Consider the following 18456-nt stretch of genomic DNA (forward strand, 5'->3'; position numbering starts at 1 on the left):
CACCGGACACATGCCCACCCTAGCGCCGACCCATGTTTATGGAGTGGCGTGCATGATCCTCGGTCCGGACCTGACTCTTTTGGTTGCGACCATGGTCCAGGTGGCGTCGGCACCTGGCGTCGTCGCACCAGCCTTCGCACCGGCGCCGGTGCGGACGATCAAGACGCTGCGGGTCGAGGGCGCGCAGCGCATCGAGCCCGAGACGGTGCTCTCCTACACCAAGCTGCGCGTGGGCATTCCCTATTCGGCCGAAACGCTCGACCAGGCGCTGAAGGACCTTCAGGCGTCGGAGCTGTTCGCGGACTTTTCGATTTCGGGCGTGGAGACCGGCGACATCGTGCTGCGGGTGCGCGAGAACCCGATCATCAACCGGGTCATTCTGGAGGGCAACAAGCGCCTGAAGGAAGACAAGATCAAGAAGGAGATCAAGCTCGCGCCGCGACAGATCTTCACCCGGACGGCGGTTCGCCAGGACGTGGCGCGTATCGTCGAGCTGTACCGCCGCCAGGGCCGGTTCGGCGCGGTGGTCGAGCCCAAGATGGTCAATCTCGACCAGAACCGCGTCGATGTGGTGTTCGAGATCAGCGAGGGGCCCAAGTCCAAGGTCCGCCAGATCAACATCATCGGCAACGAGAAGTTTTCCGACGACGAGCTGCGCGGTGCGATGTACACTAAGCAGTCGCGCTGGTTCCGCTTCCTGTCCTCGGCCACCAGCTATGACCAGGATCGCCTGGCCGCCGATCAGCAGAAGCTGCGCCTGTTCTACCTGACCAACGGCTATGCCGATTTCCGCGTGACGAGCGCGGTGGCCGAGCTGACCCCGGACAAGAAGGACTTCATCATCACCTATGTGGTGGAGGAAGGTCCGCGCTACAAATTCGGCGACGTGAAGGTCGACAGCCAGATCCGCGACTTCGACAATGAGAAGCTCGCCCAGTCGCTGCCCATGAAGAAGGGCGACTGGTACAATGCCAAGCTGGTCGAGGATTCGATCGACAGCCTCAGCCAGACGGCGGGGCTGTTCGGCTATGCCTTCACCGACGTGAACCCCGACTTCCAGCGTGACAAGGACACGCTGACCATGTCGATCACGTTCAACATCGCCGAGGCCAAGCGCACCTATGTCGAGCGGATCGACATCAACGGCAACACGCAGACCCAGGACAAGGTCGTCCGCCGCGAAATCCGCGTGGCAGAGGGCGACGCCTTCAACAGCTTCCAGGTCCGCCGCAGCCAGGATCGCATCAATTCGCTCGGCTATTTCCAGGAAAAGCTGGAGATCAAGCAGAACCCCGGCTCCGCCCCCGACCGGATCGTCCTGGAAACCAATGTCGAGGAACAGTCGACTGGCTCGCTACAGCTGTCGGCGGGCTATTCCAGCCTGGAAAAACTCATTTTCAGCGCCGGCCTGACGCAGCGCAATTTCCGCGGCAAGGGCCAGGAACTGCGGGCGACGATCAGCACCAGCTATTATTCCAAATCCGTCGAGCTGGGCTTCACCGAACCCTATCTGTTCGATCAAAACGTCGCGCTGGGCGTCGACGTATTCCGTCGCGACTATAATAGCTATAGCACCACGACATCGACAACGACGTCGGTCTACGATCAGGTCACGACCGGGTTTCAAATCCGAGCGGGTGTGCCGTTGACCGAATATTGGTCGGCATCAGGGCGTTACGGGCTCAGCTACGATCAGTTGTCGATCAGCAAGGATACCTATTACACCAATGGCAGCTGTGACCCCGCGCTGGCGGGCTATTATCTCTGCGACGCGATCGGTGATCGCTGGACCTCATCGGCGGGTTATTCGCTCATTTTCGACAGTCTCAACAGCCGGCTGCATCCCACGGGGGGAACGCGCTTTGCCTTCAACCAGGATTTCGCCGGACTGGGCGGTGACACCCGCTATCTGCGCACCACCGCGACCTTCTCGCGCTACCATGCGCTGGGCAAGGGGTTCGTCCTCAATACCACGGTCGATGGTGGCTATATCGACGGATTGGGCCAGGATATCCGGCTGACCGATCGCTTTTACCTGGGCGATCCGCAGATGCGGGGCTTCGATATTCGCGGGGTCGGTCCACGCGTCACGCGCACCTATTATGATACGAGCACCATTCCTGCGACGCTGCTGACGACGTCGAGCAGCAACACGCAGACGGCGCTGGGCGGCACCGCTTATTATCACGGCCGTCTGGACATTGAACTGCCGCTGGGATCGGGCGCGCGCGAAATGGGGTTGCGCCCTTCTCTGTACATGGATGTCGGTGCGGTGTTCGGCGGCAAGAAGCCGACGCTGATCGACACCTGCGCTGCCGCCGATGCGGCCGGGACGGCATGTACCGCCGCCACCCGCCAATATCGCGACAGCAGCGGCAATCTCCTCTATCTGACGAGTGCCGGTGTGGTGACCACAACCGATACCGGCACGCCTTATACCTATTCCCTGGGCACCTATTCCGAAAGCTATCAAGGCAATTCGGCCAGTCCGCGTCTGTCTGTCGGTATTGGCATCAACTGGAACTCGCCCTTCGGTCCATTGCGCCTCGACCTTGCCAAGGCCCTGATCAAGGAACCGGGGGACGACACCAAACTCGTCACGTTCAATGTCGGCACACAGTTTTGAACCCGCTATCTTGGGGTCGAGACGGGCGTGAAAGATCGGCTATGCGCCTTCGGACCAAGAGGGCGGGGTCTTCATGCGCCGCTTGGCGGGCTCGTCGGACATCATATGGCGTCATGGTACGGCATGGAAGACGATGTGGCCCTTCGGCAACACCTGCATCCCGTTTTATCGATGTTGCACCCCTGCAATGCGAGCGATACACGGGGAGGGCATCCCGGCGTCATGCAGACCGCCGCCCTTTCCGACCCGATCGAAACCGTGGACCTTGAAACCCGCCTTCTTATCGTAGACGACGATCCCGGCATCCGCGAGCTGACGGCGGCGTTTCTTGTCAGCCACGGCTATGTCGTCGACGTCGCCGAAGACGCGGCGGCGATGCGTACGGCCCTGGTGCGCCACACCTACGCGCTGGTCGTTCTCGACGTGATGATGCCGGGCGAGGACGGGCTGTCGGTCCTTCGCAGCTTGGAACGCACGACCGCACCGCCGGTGATCATCATGTCCGTGATCGGTGAAGAGGTCGACCGTATCGTCGGGCTGGAAATGGGCGCCGATGATTACATCGCAAAGCCTGCCAACCCACGCGAACTGCTCGCCCGTATCCGTTCGGTCCTGCGTCGTAACCAGCCCCGGCTGGATATGATCGCTGCGGCAGCCGTGGCATCGTCGGCGCGCCTGTATCTGCGCTTTGCCGATTGGCGGCTCGATCCGCTGGGGCGGCAGCTGTTCGATCCGGACGATGTCCTCATCAACCTGTCCGACGGCGAGTTTCGCTTGCTGATCGCCCTGGTCGAGCATCCCCGCCGCGTCCTGACCCGGGACTTCCTGCTGGACCTGTCGCGAGGGGCCAATGCCGAGCATTTCGACCGCGCGATCGACGTTCAGATCAGCCGGCTGCGTCGGAAGCTGCAACGATCCGACGGGCGTGGCGGCGACGATCTCGTCCGCACCGTGCGCAACGAGGGCTATATGTTCACGGCCGATGTCGAGCGCCGCTGACCGGCGAGGCAACGGGCGGGGCAACCGGCGGGGCGCGTCGATCGCACGGCCGATCTTCCTGCTGGTCATCGTCTCCGTCCTGCTGGCCACGGCGATTTCGTTCGTCGTCACCTTTTCCGGCCCGCCGCCCTTTGATTTCCCCCATAGCCTGCGGTCGATCGCGACGACGTTGAAAGGTGAGGGACCCCCACCCTTCGATCATGGTCGCCCGCCATCCGGCGACAAGGTCCCGTTTATCGGCCCCGGACCAGGCCCGCTCCAGCGTCGACACGAACAGGCTGCTCCGACCGCGCGCAGCGGGGAGGTCGCCGATCCCGCCGCGCGTCGCCGTCTCGCCGCCGAATTGGGCGCATCCTCCGCCGATGTTCTCGCCTTTACCGAAACGGCGGACAAAATGGAGCGCGATGCCTTTGTCGGCAGCTACACCTTCGCCTGGCGCGACGGAACTGGCTGGTGGGTCGTGCGCAGCCAAGTGGCACCATATCTGACGCGCTGGCACGTCCGCACGCTGTTGGCGATGCTGGCCGCGATCCTGCTGCTGTCCTTCCCCGCGTGGCGCATTGCCCGAGCGCTGACCCGTCCCCTGCGCCTCCTTGCCGCCGCCGCCGATCAGGCCGGCACCGGGGCGGCGTTGCCCGTGTTGCCGGGCGGAAGTCGTGAAGTGCGCGATCTGGCCCGTGCGGTAACGACGATGCATGCGCGGCTTGCCCATCATGCCGAGGCACGCACGGCCATGCTGGCGGGGATTGCGCACGACCTCGGCACACCCCTTTCGCGTCTCGCGTTTCGGGTCGAGCAATTGCCCGAAGACGCGCGTGCGCGGGCCGCCGCCGATATCGAGGAAATGCGTGCGATGATTGCCGCCACGCTCGCCTTTACCCGTGACGATGCGGTCCAGACCGAGGCGAGCCGCCTCGATCTTGCCAGCCTGCTCGACAGTCTGGTTCAGGACATGGCCGATGCCGGTCAGCCTGTGACGCTGATACCCGGTCCGCGTGCGGTCGTGCGGGGCGATTCGGCGGCCTTGCGACGGCTTTTTTCCAATCTGATCGACAATGCCGTGCGCTATGGCGAGCGCGCCACGATCGGCTGGGGAATGGACGACGGAAACGTCAATGTGTGGATAGCGGACGACGGCCCCGGTATCGATCCGGCGCAGGCGGAACGGCTATTCCAGCCCTTTGTGCGCGGCGATCCCTCGCGCAACCGCGCGACCGGCGGCACCGGGCTGGGACTCGCTATCGCCCGGTCGATCGCGACGCGGCACGGCGGTGCGGCAACGTTGGAAAATGGCGCCGCCGGGGCGGTAGCGCGCGTCGTGCTCCCGCTGGCGGGCTGACACACGCTGCAACATTATCGCGGCGACCCGACATAAGCGCGCAACCCGACACGCCGACATGCTCTCTTCGTTCAAAGGAGTATGAGTGCATGTCCGGCCGCCCTCACGACCACGCCCACAGTCTCGCCGACGATCTGAAGGTCATGGAGACGATGATGGCGCGTCGCCGCGCCCTGAAGTGGTTTGCCGGCGTGGGTACCACCGCCCTGGTTGCGGGGTGTGGTGGCAGCGACGCGGCGTCAAGCAGCGTCGCGGTCGTCAGCGGCGCCACTACCAGCGCCACGCCGACCCCCACACCGACCGCGACCGCAACACCCACGCCGACCGCCAGCAGCACGACCACGGCGTGCGTCGCCGACCCGGCGGAAACCGCCGGTCCCTATCCCGGCGACGGCACCAACACCGCCTCGGGGGCGACGTCCAATGTACTCAACGTGAGCGGTATCCTGCGCAGCGACATCCGGCCGAGCTTCATCTCGACCACCACGGTCGCGACCGGCGTACTGCTCAAGATCACGCTGACGCTGGTCGACGTCAACGCCACCTGCGCACCGCTCGCCGGATATGCGGTCTATCTGTGGCATTGCGACCGGCAAGGTCTCTACTCGCTCTACACGGCGGCGGCGGAGAGCTATCTGCGCGGTGTCCAGGTGACCGACGCCAACGGCCAGGTCACTTTCACCACCATCTTCCCCGGCTGCTACGATGGCCGCTGGCCGCATATGCATTTCGAGGTCTTCTCCAGCCTATCCAATGCGCTGAGCGGCCGTTACGCGGTCCTGACGTCGCAGTTGGCAATGCCGAGCGCCGTTTGCTCGACCGTCTATGCCGACGCCACCACCTATCCGTCGAGCGCCGGCAAGTTTGCGCGTATATCCTTGTCTAGCGACGGCATCTTCGGTGACAACACCGCTGCACAGGTCGCCCAGCAGACGCCGACGTTCAGCGGGAACGTTGCGGCAGGCTACACCGCGACCGCGCTGATCGGTATCGCTCGCTAGGGTACCGTCAAACCTTCAGAATTTGGTTCGCCTGACCTTTTCAGCTCTGGAGGCATCCCCAGCATCATTGGTGTGAACGAAAACGCAGAGGCGTCATCCGAGGCATAGACTAAGACCAAATTCGCTGCATCCTAGAAGATAACCAAGCCGGTTTCCATGCGCCTCGTAGGTTTGACAGTGCTGTCCTTTACAACGTGAACGAACGGCAGAAATTGCAAAACGGCAAGACCGCATTAAACAACTGGAACTGCGTCTTCGTTGCGGCCGCGTATGTAAGCCGTTTTCGGTTCGTTGATCGCACGATTAAGGTCGATTTTTGCAGCCAATTCCGCTTCGCTCGTGATTGATCCAGCTTGGTCAGAGCAACTGCCTATCGATACGATCCCCGGCATGATTGCGGATGGCCTGAAACTTCGTTCCGTCCGAGCGTTCAATGAGCAACAATTCGAAAGGGAATGGCATTGGCTCGGCTTTTTCGGCTGGCGATCGCGTGGTGGGTGGCCATCCTCGGCGGCTTCTTCGCGGTCGCCGGCGGCGTGCTCGCCTCGCTTGGCGGGTCGCTTTATTATCTGATCGCCGGAATCGCGATGATCATCAGTGGCGCACTGCTCGGCCGCGCACCTCGGCTGGGACGGTGGCTGTTCGTCGCGATCTGGCTCAGCACGCTGATCTGGGCACTGTGGGAGGTGGGGCTGGATGGCCTGCAACTCGTCCCGCGGCTGGTCGCGCCGACCGTGTTGCTGCTGCTGGTGCTGCTGACCGGAGGGCGGGCGCGATCGTGGCGATCGGGCGCGCGCGCGGTTCCTACGGCAGCGGCGGTGCTGGTCGCGCTCGGGATCGGCGGCGTACTGCTGCACGGTCAGGGGGTGGACGCCGAGGGCGCTACCGCCAGCGCGACATTGCCCGCCGCCCCGACCGGCGAGGCCGACGGCGATTGGCGCGATTACGGCGGCACCCTGTCGGGCAGGCGCTATTCGGCACTCGCTGATATCACGCCGCAGAACGTCGGCCGGCTCCAGCTCGCCTGGACACAGCGCACCGGCGACCTGCCCGTGGCGGCCGAGACGCAGGAGCATAAGCGAGAGTACCATTCCGAGGCGACGCCGATCCACATCGGCGACACGCTCTACACCTGCACGCCGCACTCCTTCGTCCAGGCGATCGACGCGACCACTGGCAAGACGAAGTGGAGCTGGCACGAGGACGCGCCCATCGCCGGCAACAATTATCTGGTCTGCCGCGGCGTCACCTATTTCGAGGCACCGGTGGGCACGCCATGCCCGCGCCGCATCTTCGCACCGACCTTCAACGCACGGCTGGTGGCGCTCGATGCCGATACCGGACGGCCTTGCCCGAGCTTCGCGAACGGCGGCGCGATCGACCTGCGCACCAACATGGGAACGTCGAAGCCCTCGGATCAGATCGGCACCACGCCGCCCGTCGTCGTCAACAACCGGCTGATCATCGGCGAGCGGATCATCGACAACGTGAACCGCGACATTCCGTCGGGGGTGGTGCGCGCCTATGACCCCGTGTCGGGCGCGCCGGTCTGGGCCTGGGATGTCGGCCGTTCGCAGGACGCGATCGCGCCGCTGCCGGAGGGGCAGACCTATACGCGCGGCACGCCGAACGTCTGGGGTGCGATCACGGCCGACGCCGCCAACGGCCTCGTCTATCTGGGGACGGGCAATGCCTCGCCCGACTATTGGATCGGCTATCGCCGGCCGTTCGACGATCGCTTCGGCTCGTCGATCGTCGCGCTCGACATCGCGACCGGCAAGCTGCGCTGGGTGCGGCAGCTGGTTCACCGCGACATGTGGGACATGGACCTGCCGATCGGACCGTCGCTGTTCGACTATCGCGCGCCCAGCGGTCAGGTCATCCCGGCGCTGATCCAGACGACCAAGATGGGGCAAGTGTTCTTCTTGAACCGCCTGACTGGCGCGCCGATCGCCGCGATCACCGAGCAGCCGGTGCGCACCGACGGTGCGACGCCGGGCGTGCGCGTTTCGCCGACCCAGCCCTTCTCGACCGGAATGCCCAGCTTCACCCCGCCGGCGCCGAGCGAGGTGGCGACCTGGGGCGCGACGCCGATCGACCAGCTCTTCTGCCGCATCGACATCCGCCGCTCGCAGGGCACCGGCATCTACCAGCCGATGGGGTTGAAGCCGATCATCGGCCATCCCGCCTTCGACGGCGTCACCGACTGGGGCGGCGCGGCGGTCGATCCGGTGCGCCGGGTGATGACGGTCAACACGATGGAGATGCCGTTCAAGCTGTGGCTGATGCGCCGCGACGATCCGCGCGTTGCGCCGATGATGAAGCAGAAGCAGGGCGGTGAGAACGCCATGCAGGCGCAGCTCCAGACGCAGTACAACACGCCCTATGTCGCGGTGGTGAAGGCATGGGTCGGCATCTTCGGCGCGCCATGCGTCGCGCCGCCTTGGGGGCATCTCACCGCGGTCGACCTCGGCACCCGCAAGGTGCTGTGGCGCAAGGTGCTAGGAACGGCGCGCGATACCGGACTGTTCGGATCGCATCTGGGCGTGCCGGTGAAGACCGGCGTGCCCAATCTCGGCGGCTCGATCATCACCGCGGGCGGCCTTGCCTTCATCGGGGCGACGACCGACCAGTATCTGCGCGCCTACGATCTAAGCTCGGGCGAGGTGGTGTGGAAGGCGCGGCTACCCGCTGGCGCGCAGGCGACGCCGATGACCTATCGCGGGCGCGACGGGCGGCAATATGTCGTGATCACCGCCGGCGGTCACGGCGCGCTGGGCACCCGCTACGGAGACTACACGCTCGCCTACGCGCTGCCGAGAAGCTGACGAGACGCCAATGTTTGCCACCATGAATGATGTGGGTAGCTCATGCGCCTGATCGCCATCGAAGAACATGTCCTGCCCCCGTTTGTCCGGGACGCCTGGGCTTCGGCTCCTCCGCCACATGATCCCGTATCCGCCATCGCCGATGGCGGGGTCACTGGCGAACGTCTGGCCGACTTTGGTGAAGGTCGTCTCGCCTTGATGGATGAGCAGGGCGTCGACGTCCAAGTGCTTTCATTGACCACGCCCGGTCTCCACAATCTGGAGGCAGGACCGGCTGTCGAGACGGCGCAGCGCGTGAACGACCGAATTGCCGATGCGTGCGCTCGCCATTCCACCCGCTTCCAGGGTTTTGCAGCCCTGCCGACGGCTGATCCCGATGCCGCTCCGCGCGAGCTCGAGCGCGCGGTGAATGACCTCGGCCTCAAGGGTGCTCTGCTGTGTGGGCGCACCCGGGACCGTCACCTCGACCATCCGGCGCTGCGGCCCTAGCTCGCCAAGGCCGCGGAACTCAGCGTGCCGCTTTTCATCCACCCCCAGACGCCGGCACCGTCGGTGCGTGCGGCCCAGTATGCGGGGATCGGCGAGCGGGCCGATCTCGCGCTCGCCGCCTTTGGCCTTGGTTGGCATTATGAAGCGGGGCTGGAATGGATCCGCCTTGCGGCGGCCGGCGTCTTCGACGCACTGCAGGAGCTGCAGATCATCCTCGGCCATTGGGGCGAGGTGGTGCTGTTCTACCTCGAGCGGACATCCGCCGTCATGGATCGCGCCCTCGATCTCGATCGGTCGCTGATCGAATATGCACGCTGCAACCTCTATGTCACCGGCAGCGGTATGTGGAGTGCTACCTATCTTCAGCAATGTCTCGATATTGTCGGTCCTGAGCGTCGCTGTTCTCGACCGACTTCCCATATCAGTATCGCGAGGGTGGTGAACCGCGACGTTTTCTGGAAACATTGGCTAGCGATGAGGCGACGCGCCGTGGGCTCGCATTCGCAAACTGGGAACGCCTGACAACGGCAGCAGGGAGTAGATTACAACGGGATGCGCTGATCGAGATGCGAGTCCGTTGTTCTCGGATGAACGAACGGCAGATTCCGGCTGGTCGTCCAAGGAACGTGGATGACCGGAATTGGGTCCAATCCGATAAGGCTGTCGGCGCCATGTGAGAGCCTCAGCCGGTATGCGGCTCAATCCGCCTCAAAGCGCTAACGTCATCTATCGACTGCCTAGCGGCAGCCCTGCGTCCACCCTAGATGATCGTCAGCCAATCTAGGGACGAAGATGCCCTGGACGTCGGCCTCGCGTCCGCGCCTCCTCCCGGCAACGCCCATGACAGCGTGGATAGGTCAAGCACTGAACGGCGTCATTTCCCTTGCCGGTATCAAAGTTTAACTCCTATTGAATCGGTAGGAAATATCGTCCTCCTTCGCCGCAGCGCTCGAAAGCGGGCAAGTGGTTGACGAAAAGGGGAAAGATGAGGTCCGTCGCACGTTTTACGCTGCCGGTATTTGCCGGCTTGCTGGTACCGTTCCCGCTTCTTGCACAGGAGAAATCAGAGCCGATCGACAGTCCGGCTGCCACGGACGAAGCCGATGGCGAGATCGTCGTCACGGCTCTGAGACGAAGTTCGACGGTACAGACGACACCGATCTCCATCTCCGCGCTTGGCGGCGAGCGATTGCAGAATCTCGGGGCAACCGGGATCGCCGACATCATACGGCAGGTTCCGGGTTTGCAGCTTACGGAGAGCGACTCCGGTCGGACGCGGGTATCCATTCGTGGGGTGCAAGCCTCAGGCGAGGCGACAGTTGGTCTCTACTATGGAGAGACGCCGCTCAGTGGTCCCTCCGGCACAAGTTCGGATCCAGCGGGCAACACGCCCAACCTCAATCTATTCGACGTCGAGCGGGTAGAGGTGCTTCGGGGGCCGCAGGGGACACTCTACGGCTCTGGATCGATGGGGGGCACGCTAAGAGTGTTGTTCAACCAGCCGAACGCCAGCCGGTATGAAGGCGCGGCTGAAGTTCAGATGAGCGACACGCAGGGCGGCGGCATCGGCTTCTTTGCCAAAGGCGCGCTGAACGTGCCGATCATCGCCGACAGGCTGGCGCTGCGCGTGGTCGGATATGGTGAGCGGCAGGGCGGCTACGTCGACTATACCGTGCTCGATGGCAGGAACATCAATCGAGCGACGCAGAAGGGCGGGCGCGTCATGCTCGGCTTCACCCCAAATGACGACATATCGATCGTCGCGACTGCGATTCTGCAGAAGCAGGACATCGATGGAACGTCACAATACAGCTCGGCGCTCGGACCGTTCCTGGCAGACTTTCAGATCCGGCAGCCGTGGCATGACAAGCTTCAGCTCTATAACGGCGTTGGCAAGTTCAACCTTGGTTTCGCGACATTGACAACGAGCGCATCCTGGTATCGCTGGGATGTCGAGAGCACGAACGACAACAATGCCGCCTTTGCCAGCGTCGTGTCGAGCGCCCGGTGGTGCCCACTCTATACAAGCATTGCGCTCGGGGTGCCGACCACGACTTGCACGGCGGCGCAGCGTACCGCCTATCAGACATACGCCCGCTCGAAGGCGCCTTTTGGCGCCTACCAACCGCGTTATGTTCGCAACTTCATCCAGGAGGTGCGATTGGCTTCGAACAGCGAGGGGCCTCTGCGCTACTCGGTAGGAGTGTTTCACGAAGGCCGATTTGATCGAACGGATACGTTGCCTTTCGCGGGTGATCCGCAAACCGGTGGGCAGCGTGACCCAGTCGACAATCTGGGCGGCCGCAACATCCTGACCAGCGTCAAGCAGACCGCGTTCTTCGGTGAACTGGGATACCGGCTGTTCTCACCACTTACCCTCACGGTCGGCCTGCGGCGCTTCGACTATACGAAGACCGTTGGTGGGGAGTACCAAGGATACAACTTCACCAACGGACAGCAGCCGCGGCCCTATGAAGAGACGCAGGCGAACGCCAAGGGTTGGGTTAAAAAGTTCAACGCAGAGTTGCGCGCCAATCGCAACGTCCTGGTCTATGCCAATGCCGCACAGGGCTTCCGTCCGGGCGGCGCCAACAACATACCGAATTTGCCGGCGCACTACCTCGTCTATCGACCGGACTCGCTATGGAATTACGAGCTTGGTGCCAAGACGTCGTGGTTCGACCGCAAGGCAACCCTCAACCTTGCGATCTATCAGACGGATTGGAGCGAAGTGCAGACCTCGGTGTCCACGCTTCAGCAGGGCGGTGGAAACTTCAACTTCATCTACAATCTGGCCGCTGTGCGTGTACGGGGGGTCGAGCTGGAGGCGTTCTCACGGCCGGTGCAGCATGTCAGCCTGAATGCCAGCTTCAACTATAACAAGGCGGAGCTGACATCCGACCAGGTCGACTCCACCGGCTTCGTGACAGCGCCGGGCCGTACTGGTGATGTGCTGACCTACATCCCGCGGACGACGGCAGCAGCCGGCGTGGAGTACACCCCGCCGATCAGGACCGGGTTGGACGGATTTGTACGGTTCGATTGGACCTATACGGGGCAGATGAACACGGAACTTCGTCAGACGAACGCCTTCTACCGTGAGATCGGTAACTTCAGCATCTTCAACGCGCGCCTCGGCGTGCAGGGAGCCTCGAGCTTTGGGATATTCCTCTTCGCGAATAATCTCTTCAACAAATACGGTCTGAACCGCGTCGCTTCGGCGACTGGTTCCCCCGACTATTACGTCACCAGCCGCCCTCGGACGATCGGCATCAACATGCGCAAGGGCTTTTGATGACGAAGCGCGCGTAAGGCCTCGCCGTAAAGCTTCAGTCGAACAGGATCTCACACATGACACGCATATCCTTTGCATTCTTGGCAACGGTAGCCACTATCGTTCAGCCCTTGGCAGCCACCGCACAGACAGCTGTCACGCGACCCGACCAGGCTGCTTTTCGTGAGCTCTACAAGGAACTGGTGGAAACCAACACGACCTCGTCGGTCGGTGACTGCACGAAGGCTGCGAGGCTCGTTGCCGATCGGTTGCGTAAGGTCGGCTTCGCTAATCGGGAACTGACGCTCTATACGCCTCCCGAACGACCCCGGGACGGTGGTCTCGTCGTGAACTGGGCCGGGACCAACACCAGTCTGCCGGCAATGCTGTTGATTGCCCATATCGACGTGGTCGAGGCGAACCGTGAGGATTGGGTGCGTGACCCATTCAAGCTGATCGAAGAAGATGGCTACTTCTACGCCCGCGGCGCCAGTGACGACAAGGCGCAGGCTGCTATTTTCGCAGATACGCTCATTCGCTGGAAGGAGAGCGGCGTAAAGCCGCAACGAACTGTCAAGCTGGCCCTTACCTGTGGGGAAGAGGGGACCAACGAGCACGTGCTCAACGGCGCCGGTTGGCTCGTAGATAATCGTCCTGAACTGATGAAGGCGGGGTTTGCCTTTAACGAGGGCGGCGGTGGCCGCACGGCGCCTGGCGGCGGTCCTGAGACGCTTGGCGTTCAGGTTTCGCAGAAAAGCCCACGCAACTTCGTCCTCGAGGTGACGAACCGGGGCGGCCACAGTTCGCAACCGATGCCAGACAATGCCATCTATCGACTGGCCGCAGCACTCACCAGGCTGAGCACGCTGCAGTTCCCAGTCCATCTGAATCCCGTCTCCCAGGCTTACCTCGTCCAGGCAGGTGCCATGCGGAAGGACGCAATCGGCGCGGCGATGGTTCGCCTCGGCAAGCAGCCTGCCGATGCAGCAGCGGCGACTGTGGTGGCAGCCGATCCGAGCTTGAACCCCCTGTTGCGCACTACCTGCGTTGCGACCTTGCTGTCGGCCGGACATGCCGCCAACTCCCTCCCGCAGCGTGCAACCGCGGGCGTGAATTGTCGGATCGCGCCCGGAGATACGGCGGAGCAGACTAAGGCTGCCATCGAAAAGATTGTGGCAGACCCTGAGGTCAAGGTTCTACGCAGTGCGATCCAGGAACGGCCGGTCGCCATGACGCCGGATCTCGACCCTGCCATCTTGAAACCGATTGCCAAGATCGGCGCGAAGCACTTCCCGGGTGTCCCGGTTATACCGACTCAATCGGCGGGTGCGACCGATGCGACGTATCTGAGCAAGATAGGGATACCCACCTATGGCATTCCGGGATTGTGGAACGATCCCGCAACGTCGGGCACGCATGGACTCAACGAGCGCATCTCCGTCGATGCGCTGTATCGCGGACGCGACTACATCTACGAACTTGTAACGCACTTCGCGATAAATTGATATCCAAGTTCTTGGCCAGCCGCTCAAGCTGGCCAACGCCTTCCTAGCCTTAGCAAACCCTACGGTTGGCGAGGCCATACCTCCAGTGCCGAGCCATATACTAAAATAGTGTTTGTTGATCCCGTGAAAATTTGCCGGGCAACCTGTGTATGGTCGTCAACGCACACAATGGTCTTCGCACCTATGCTGGAGATAGGGAGCTATGAACGTGAACGAACGACCAAAGTCGGAAGGCAGGCAGGGAGCCTTGCATGACCGCTTGTGGGTCTCGGCCACCTCAGCGGCCTGCTGGTGAGCATCCGCACGGACGATACCCCACTTACACCGGAAGAGGTGATCCCTGGCACCTAGCGGTCGTTCGATATAGTGTTGACCGCCCCGCAAAGTTACGGCGCGCTCCCTCACTCCGCATCCGTCCACGCGATGAATACAAGCGGAGCGAGAGAGCCCTGGTGGTGAGCGATCAGCAGCGTGGTGTAGACTTGGCCAGATCCATTTCCTTGAGAATACGCCCGGCCTCATGCGGCTCGGACCGCAGATATTGTGGTGGTGCATCCACCGATGCGCCGAGAGCAGCAGCCGCATGCCAAGGCCAGCGCGGGTCCCACAGCACGCCGCGCGCAATCGCGATCGCGTCCGCATCGCCATCCTGAAGGATAGCCTCAGCCTGATGCGGGTCGGTGATGAGACCGACCGCTATGACCGGCATCGACACGGCCTGCTTCACCACCTTCGCGAGCGGCACCTGGTAGGATGGACCGACCGGAATTTTCTGGCGAGGGTCAAGTCCCCCGCTGGACACATGGATCGCGGCACATCCGCGGGCTTCGAGTTCTGCCGCAAAGATCGCGGTCTCGTCCACCGTCCAGCCGCCTTCGACCCAGTCCGTGCCCGAGACGCGAACCGTCACCGGCTTGTCGGCCGGGAAGGCCGCGCGCACGGCATCGAATACTTCGAGCGGGAAGCGCATCCGATTGGCAAGATCGCCGCCATATTCATCCTCGCGCGTGTTGGAGAGGGGCGAGAGGAATTCGTGCAGGAGATAGCCGTGTGCGGCATGGATCTGGATCGAGTCCAGACCGATCCGGGCGGCGCGCCGTGCCGCATCGGCAAAGGCATCGCGGATACGCGCAAGGCCATCGCGATCGAGCGCGCGCGGTGGATGCTCGTCTGGTTCGAACGGCAGGGCGCTCGGCGCAAGGGTCTGCCAGCCATGCTCGGCATCGGGCGCGATCTGAGCGCCTCCATGCCAGGGCTTTGCCGTACTCGCCTTGCGTCCGGCATGGGCGAGCTGGATCATCAACGGCATGTCGGACCAACGGCGCACGCCATCGACGACGCGCTGCATCGCCGCTTCGGTGGCATCATCCCACAATCCGACATCGCCATAGGTGATGCGCCCCTCGGTCGTAACCGCCGTCGCCTCGATCGTCAGAGCGGCCGCGCCCGACATGGCCAGCTGACCAAGATGGATCAGATGCCAGTCGGTCATCGCACCGTCTTCGGCCGAATACTGGCACATGGGCGCAATCACGATGCGGTTGCTCAGCGACAGGCCGCCCACGTCCAGGGGTTCGAAAAGCTTGGCCATTACCATTCTCCTACGTTGGGCATCGAAGCCCATGGTTCGGCAGGAGCCTTGTGTTCGCCCTGCTGGAGTAGTTCGATCGAGATACCTTCGGGCGAGCGGACGAACGCCATATGTCCGTCACGCGGCGGGCGATTGATCGTCACCCCGCCGGCCTGCAGCCTTGCGCAGGTCTCGTAAATGTCCTCGACGCGGTAGGCGAGGTGGCCGAAGTTGCGGCCACCCGTGTAGGTCTCGGCCGGGCTGCCATCCTCGGGCGGCCAGTTATAGGTCAATTCGACCTCCGCCTGGCCGGGCTTGCCCTCGCCGCGATGATCCTCGTCAGCCGCGAGGAAGATAAGGGTGAAGCGCCCCTGCTCGTTTTCGATCCGCCGGGTTTCCTTGAGGCCCAGCAGTTCGAAGAAGCGAATCGTCGCCTGCGGGTCGGCAACCCGCAGCATGGTGTGGAGATAGCGCATGATCAGGCCCGCTTTACCGTGAGGGCTTCCATGACCAGCTCCGCGGTGCGCGTAGCCGAAGCGGGGTTCTGTCCGGTCACCAGATTGCCGTCGCGCAGAGCGAAGGGCTGGAAATCGGGGCCGCCCTCATGATGCGCGCCCAGCTCCTTCATGCGGGTTTCGAGCAGGAACGGCACGGCCTGATCGAGGCCCACGGCGCGTTCCTCGCTGTCGGTGAAGGCGGAAACCCGGCGCCCCGCCACGAACGGCGTGCCATCGGGCTTCTTCGCGGAAACAAGTCCGGCGGGACCGTGGCAAACGGCGGCCACGATCTTGCCTTCGCGGTCGAACCGCTCGACCAGTCGCGCAAGGTCTTCGTTGCCGGGATAGTCGAACATCGTACCGTGCCCGCCGGGCAGGAACACCGCGTCGTAACCCGAAATGTCGATGCCGGTGAAAACGGGCGTGTCGGCGACCTCCGCCTTCAGCGCCTCATCCTTCAGATAGCGCTCGACCGATGCATCATTCTCGCCATCGGCGTTGACGCTGCGCTGGTCGACCGGGATCGCGCCGCCCTTGATCGAGGCCAAGGTCACGTCGGCGCCCGCATCGCGGAAGGCGTAGTAGGGTGTGGTCAGTTCTTCGAGCCAGACGCCGGTCGGCTCGGTGCCGGGCGTCATGCGGTCGGCTGACGTGGCGATCATGAGAATGCGTGTCATCGGCTTGGCTCCTTTGCGTGCCGGATCGTGGAAGCGGGCGAGTGACGATGCCGTCGCGGCGATGGCCGGCACCAAAGCCCGTCAGGATCGAGCATCGATCATGCGTCTGTTCGATCCGTCGATACTGGATCAGATAGGCCTCACCGCTCATCATGAAACCCAACGGGAATGGCCGTCATCCATAAATCAGTTTATGGAAACATAATGTCTCTTCCACAGATGCGCACCTTCATCGAAGTCTATCGCCGTCGGTCATTGAGCGACGCAGCGCGCGCGCTCGGCATCACGCAGCCTGCGGCGTCCCAGCACATCGCCTCGCTCGAGGCGCAACTCGGCCATCCGCTTTTCGATCGCCATTCGCGCGGCGTCCGTCCCACGGCGATCGCGGACGATTTCGCCGCTTCAATTGGTGGCAGCCTCGACCGGGCCGAAGCCGCATTGGCATCGGCACGGGCGCGGTCGGTTCAAATGTCCGGGACGGTGCATATTGCCGCGCCATCCGACCTTCTCGGCGAAATGATCACGCCAAGACTGGGGCCGCTTCTCGACGCCGGGCTTGATCTGCGCCTGCATATCGGTGGGCGCGAAGCCCTTTATGCCATGCTGCTTGATGACAAGGTGCACCTCTGCATCACGGCATCCCGGCCCGCGGATGCACGGCTTGCCTATCAGGAGATCGGCTCGGAAGACCTGCGAGCTGTGGCCGCGCCCGTCGTAGCCGAGCAAATGGCGCGCATGCCGCTCAGTGAAGCGCTTAATACGGTGCCTTATCTTGCCTATGACCTCGACCGGCCATTGGTACGCAACTGGCTGGAGGCGAACCAGATCGAGGTAGCGCGGCTTCCGGCCCTGACCGCACCGGATTTGCGTGTCCTGCGCTCTGGCCTATGCGCGGGATTGGGCTGGACGGTTCTACCCGGCTATCTCACCAGGGCCGAACGTACGGCCTGCACCCTTGTCGAAATTGCTGCGCCTATCCGCGTGCCGACCAACGCATACTATCTTGTCTGGGCCAAATCCTCCTTGCGCCACCCCCGCGTTGCCTTGGCGCGCGATGCGCTGATCGGAGCATTGAGGGCGTGAGCGGTCTGGCTGACTGATCCCGGTGCGCTCGGTACACAGAGACGAACGATTGGCCAGCCCCTGGAAGCGGAAAGAGGGACGCGAACGGCCGACTTCGGGCCAGGCTGATCCAGAAGCGATGGGTGCGATGCTTGTCGAGTCAGGCCCAATGAACTGCCAGTCAATCGCGCTCACGCCCCCAGCCGTCACGCTCAGCGAATAGCTTCTGCATTACGACCATATTGTCGGTGCCCCACTGGCATAACGGCTCGAGCGCGCGGGCGAGACTCTGGCCGAGTTCGGTCAGTGTGTAGTCGACCCGCGGAGGCACTTCCTTGTAGTCGTTCCTGCGCAGGACGCCGTCCGCCTCAAGTTCCTTGAGTTGCTGGATCAGCACCTTGTCACTGACGTCGCGGATGGCGCGCTTCAATTCCCCATAGCGGGTGGGCCCACGTAGCAAAAAGTACAGGATCAGCGGCTTCCACTTTCCCGATATGACCTTGAGCGTGGCGTCGAGCCCGCAGGTGAAGGCAGGCGCGATGGGCGCGATAACGGGATCGTCGACCAGTGGCATTTCAGACATTATAGG

Annotated in this window: 15 protein-coding genes; 11 read left to right on the forward strand and 4 right to left on the reverse strand. The window is 63.1% G+C overall.

The window, feature by feature from the left end:
• Positions 1–52: 52 nt before the first annotated feature.
• The 9 genes from bamA to ACQR50_RS07100 all read left to right on the forward strand — a co-directional run bounded on the left by bamA (position 53) and on the right by ACQR50_RS07100 (position 14061).
• A complete protein-coding gene (gene bamA, locus ACQR50_RS07060; protein WP_428970356.1) occupies positions 53–2626 on the forward strand; it encodes an outer membrane protein assembly factor BamA in 2574 nt (857 codons plus the stop codon).
• 222 nt (positions 2627–2848) lie between these two features.
• Complete coding sequence (locus ACQR50_RS07065) at positions 2849–3625, forward strand: response regulator (RefSeq protein ID WP_428970357.1); 777 nt, start codon at positions 2849–2851, stop codon at positions 3623–3625.
• The gene (locus tag ACQR50_RS07070) at positions 3609–4964 is read left to right on the forward strand and encodes an ATP-binding protein (RefSeq protein WP_428970358.1); all 1356 of its coding nucleotides are present in this window, start codon (positions 3609–3611) and stop codon (positions 4962–4964) included. Before ACQR50_RS07065 ends, ACQR50_RS07070 begins: the two co-directional genes overlap by 17 nt.
• 89 nt (positions 4965–5053) lie before the next feature.
• Positions 5054–5965, forward strand: a complete 912-nt coding sequence (locus tag ACQR50_RS07075) for an intradiol ring-cleavage dioxygenase (RefSeq protein WP_428970359.1) — start codon at positions 5054–5056, stop codon at positions 5963–5965.
• A gap of 455 nt (positions 5966–6420) precedes the next feature.
• A complete protein-coding gene (locus tag ACQR50_RS07080) occupies positions 6421–8793 on the forward strand; it encodes a membrane-bound PQQ-dependent dehydrogenase, glucose/quinate/shikimate family (RefSeq protein WP_428970360.1) in 2373 nt (790 codons plus the stop codon).
• 42 nt (positions 8794–8835) lie between these two features.
• Complete coding sequence (locus ACQR50_RS07085) at positions 8836–9282, forward strand: amidohydrolase family protein (protein WP_428970361.1); 447 nt, start codon at positions 8836–8838, stop codon at positions 9280–9282.
• Positions 9283–9306: 24 nt separating this feature from the next.
• Complete coding sequence (locus ACQR50_RS07090; protein ID WP_428970362.1) at positions 9307–9804, forward strand: hypothetical protein; 498 nt, start codon at positions 9307–9309, stop codon at positions 9802–9804.
• Positions 9805–10267: 463 nt separating this feature from the next.
• Positions 10268–12577, forward strand: a complete 2310-nt coding sequence (locus ACQR50_RS07095) for a TonB-dependent receptor (protein WP_428970363.1) — start codon at positions 10268–10270, stop codon at positions 12575–12577.
• A 110-nt stretch (positions 12578–12687) separates the two neighbouring features.
• Complete coding sequence (locus tag ACQR50_RS07100) at positions 12688–14061, forward strand: M20/M25/M40 family metallo-hydrolase (protein ID WP_428970364.1); 1374 nt, start codon at positions 12688–12690, stop codon at positions 14059–14061.
• A gap of 463 nt (positions 14062–14524) precedes the next feature.
• Here the strand turns inward: ACQR50_RS07100 and ACQR50_RS07105 are convergent, their stop codons facing one another.
• From ACQR50_RS07105 to ACQR50_RS07115, 3 genes are read right to left on the reverse strand one after another with little or no spacing between them, the layout of a single operon-like run.
• Complete coding sequence (locus ACQR50_RS07105) at positions 14525–15652, reverse strand: NADH:flavin oxidoreductase/NADH oxidase (RefSeq protein ID WP_415414364.1); 1128 nt, start codon at positions 15650–15652, stop codon at positions 14525–14527.
• Positions 15652–16107, reverse strand: coding sequence for a VOC family protein (locus ACQR50_RS07110; RefSeq protein WP_037488301.1), 456 nt, complete (start codon positions 16105–16107; stop codon positions 15652–15654). The genes ACQR50_RS07105 and ACQR50_RS07110 overlap by 1 nt, the downstream gene beginning before the upstream one ends.
• 2 nt (positions 16108–16109) lie before the next feature.
• Positions 16110–16805, reverse strand: a complete 696-nt coding sequence (locus tag ACQR50_RS07115; protein WP_076715699.1) for a type 1 glutamine amidotransferase domain-containing protein — start codon at positions 16803–16805, stop codon at positions 16110–16112.
• Between ACQR50_RS07115 and ACQR50_RS07120 the strand changes: the two genes are divergently transcribed.
• Both ACQR50_RS07120 and ACQR50_RS07125 read left to right on the forward strand, forming a co-directional pair.
• The gene (locus ACQR50_RS07120) at positions 16795–17010 is read left to right on the forward strand and encodes a hypothetical protein (RefSeq protein WP_428970365.1); all 216 of its coding nucleotides are present in this window, start codon (positions 16795–16797) and stop codon (positions 17008–17010) included. The two genes, ACQR50_RS07115 and ACQR50_RS07120, sit on opposite strands and share 11 nt — an antisense overlap.
• A 14-nt stretch (positions 17011–17024) precedes the next feature.
• Positions 17025–17888 carry a LysR family transcriptional regulator gene (locus ACQR50_RS07125; protein WP_428970366.1) on the forward strand — a complete coding sequence of 288 codons (864 nt, stop codon included), beginning with the start codon at positions 17025–17027 and terminating at the stop codon, positions 17886–17888.
• Positions 17889–18048: 160 nt separating this feature from the next.
• Here ACQR50_RS07125 and ACQR50_RS07130 read toward each other — a convergent pair whose 3' ends face one another.
• On the reverse strand, positions 18049–18441 hold the full coding sequence (locus ACQR50_RS07130; RefSeq protein WP_428970367.1) for a winged helix-turn-helix transcriptional regulator: 393 nt from the start codon (positions 18439–18441) through the stop codon (positions 18049–18051).
• Positions 18442–18456: the final 15 nt, after the last annotated feature.

This window comes from Sphingomonas sp. Xoc002 (assembly GCF_050408055.1).
Lineage (GTDB): Bacteria > Pseudomonadota > Alphaproteobacteria > Sphingomonadales > Sphingomonadaceae > Sphingomonas > Sphingomonas yabuuchiae.

Bases quoted from the DNA above. Each gene is read 5' to 3' on its own strand.
- ACQR50_RS07130 (WP_428970367.1), bottom strand. From the start codon at position 18,441: ATGCCACTGGTCGACGATCCCGTTATCGCGCCCATCGCGCCTGCCTTC.
- ACQR50_RS07115 (WP_076715699.1), bottom strand. From the start codon at position 16,805: ATGACACGCATTCTCATGATCGCCACGTCAGCCGACCGCATGACGCCC.
- ACQR50_RS07065 (WP_428970357.1), top strand. From the start codon at position 2,849: ATGCAGACCGCCGCCCTTTCCGACCCGATCGAAACCGTGGACCTTGAA.
- ACQR50_RS07110 (WP_037488301.1), bottom strand. From the start codon at position 16,107: ATGCGCTATCTCCACACCATGCTGCGGGTTGCCGACCCGCAGGCGACG.
- bamA (WP_428970356.1), top strand. From the start codon at position 53: ATGATCCTCGGTCCGGACCTGACTCTTTTGGTTGCGACCATGGTCCAG.
- ACQR50_RS07095 (WP_428970363.1), top strand. From the start codon at position 10,268: ATGAGGTCCGTCGCACGTTTTACGCTGCCGGTATTTGCCGGCTTGCTG.
- ACQR50_RS07105 (WP_415414364.1), bottom strand. From the start codon at position 15,652: ATGGCCAAGCTTTTCGAACCCCTGGACGTGGGCGGCCTGTCGCTGAGC.
- ACQR50_RS07070 (WP_428970358.1), top strand. From the start codon at position 3,609: ATGTCGAGCGCCGCTGACCGGCGAGGCAACGGGCGGGGCAACCGGCGG.
- ACQR50_RS07075 (WP_428970359.1), top strand. From the start codon at position 5,054: ATGTCCGGCCGCCCTCACGACCACGCCCACAGTCTCGCCGACGATCTG.
- ACQR50_RS07120 (WP_428970365.1), top strand. From the start codon at position 16,795: ATGCGTGTCATCGGCTTGGCTCCTTTGCGTGCCGGATCGTGGAAGCGG.
- ACQR50_RS07125 (WP_428970366.1), top strand. From the start codon at position 17,025: ATGCGCACCTTCATCGAAGTCTATCGCCGTCGGTCATTGAGCGACGCA.
- ACQR50_RS07080 (WP_428970360.1), top strand. From the start codon at position 6,421: ATGGCATTGGCTCGGCTTTTTCGGCTGGCGATCGCGTGGTGGGTGGCC.
- ACQR50_RS07085 (WP_428970361.1), top strand. From the start codon at position 8,836: ATGCGCCTGATCGCCATCGAAGAACATGTCCTGCCCCCGTTTGTCCGG.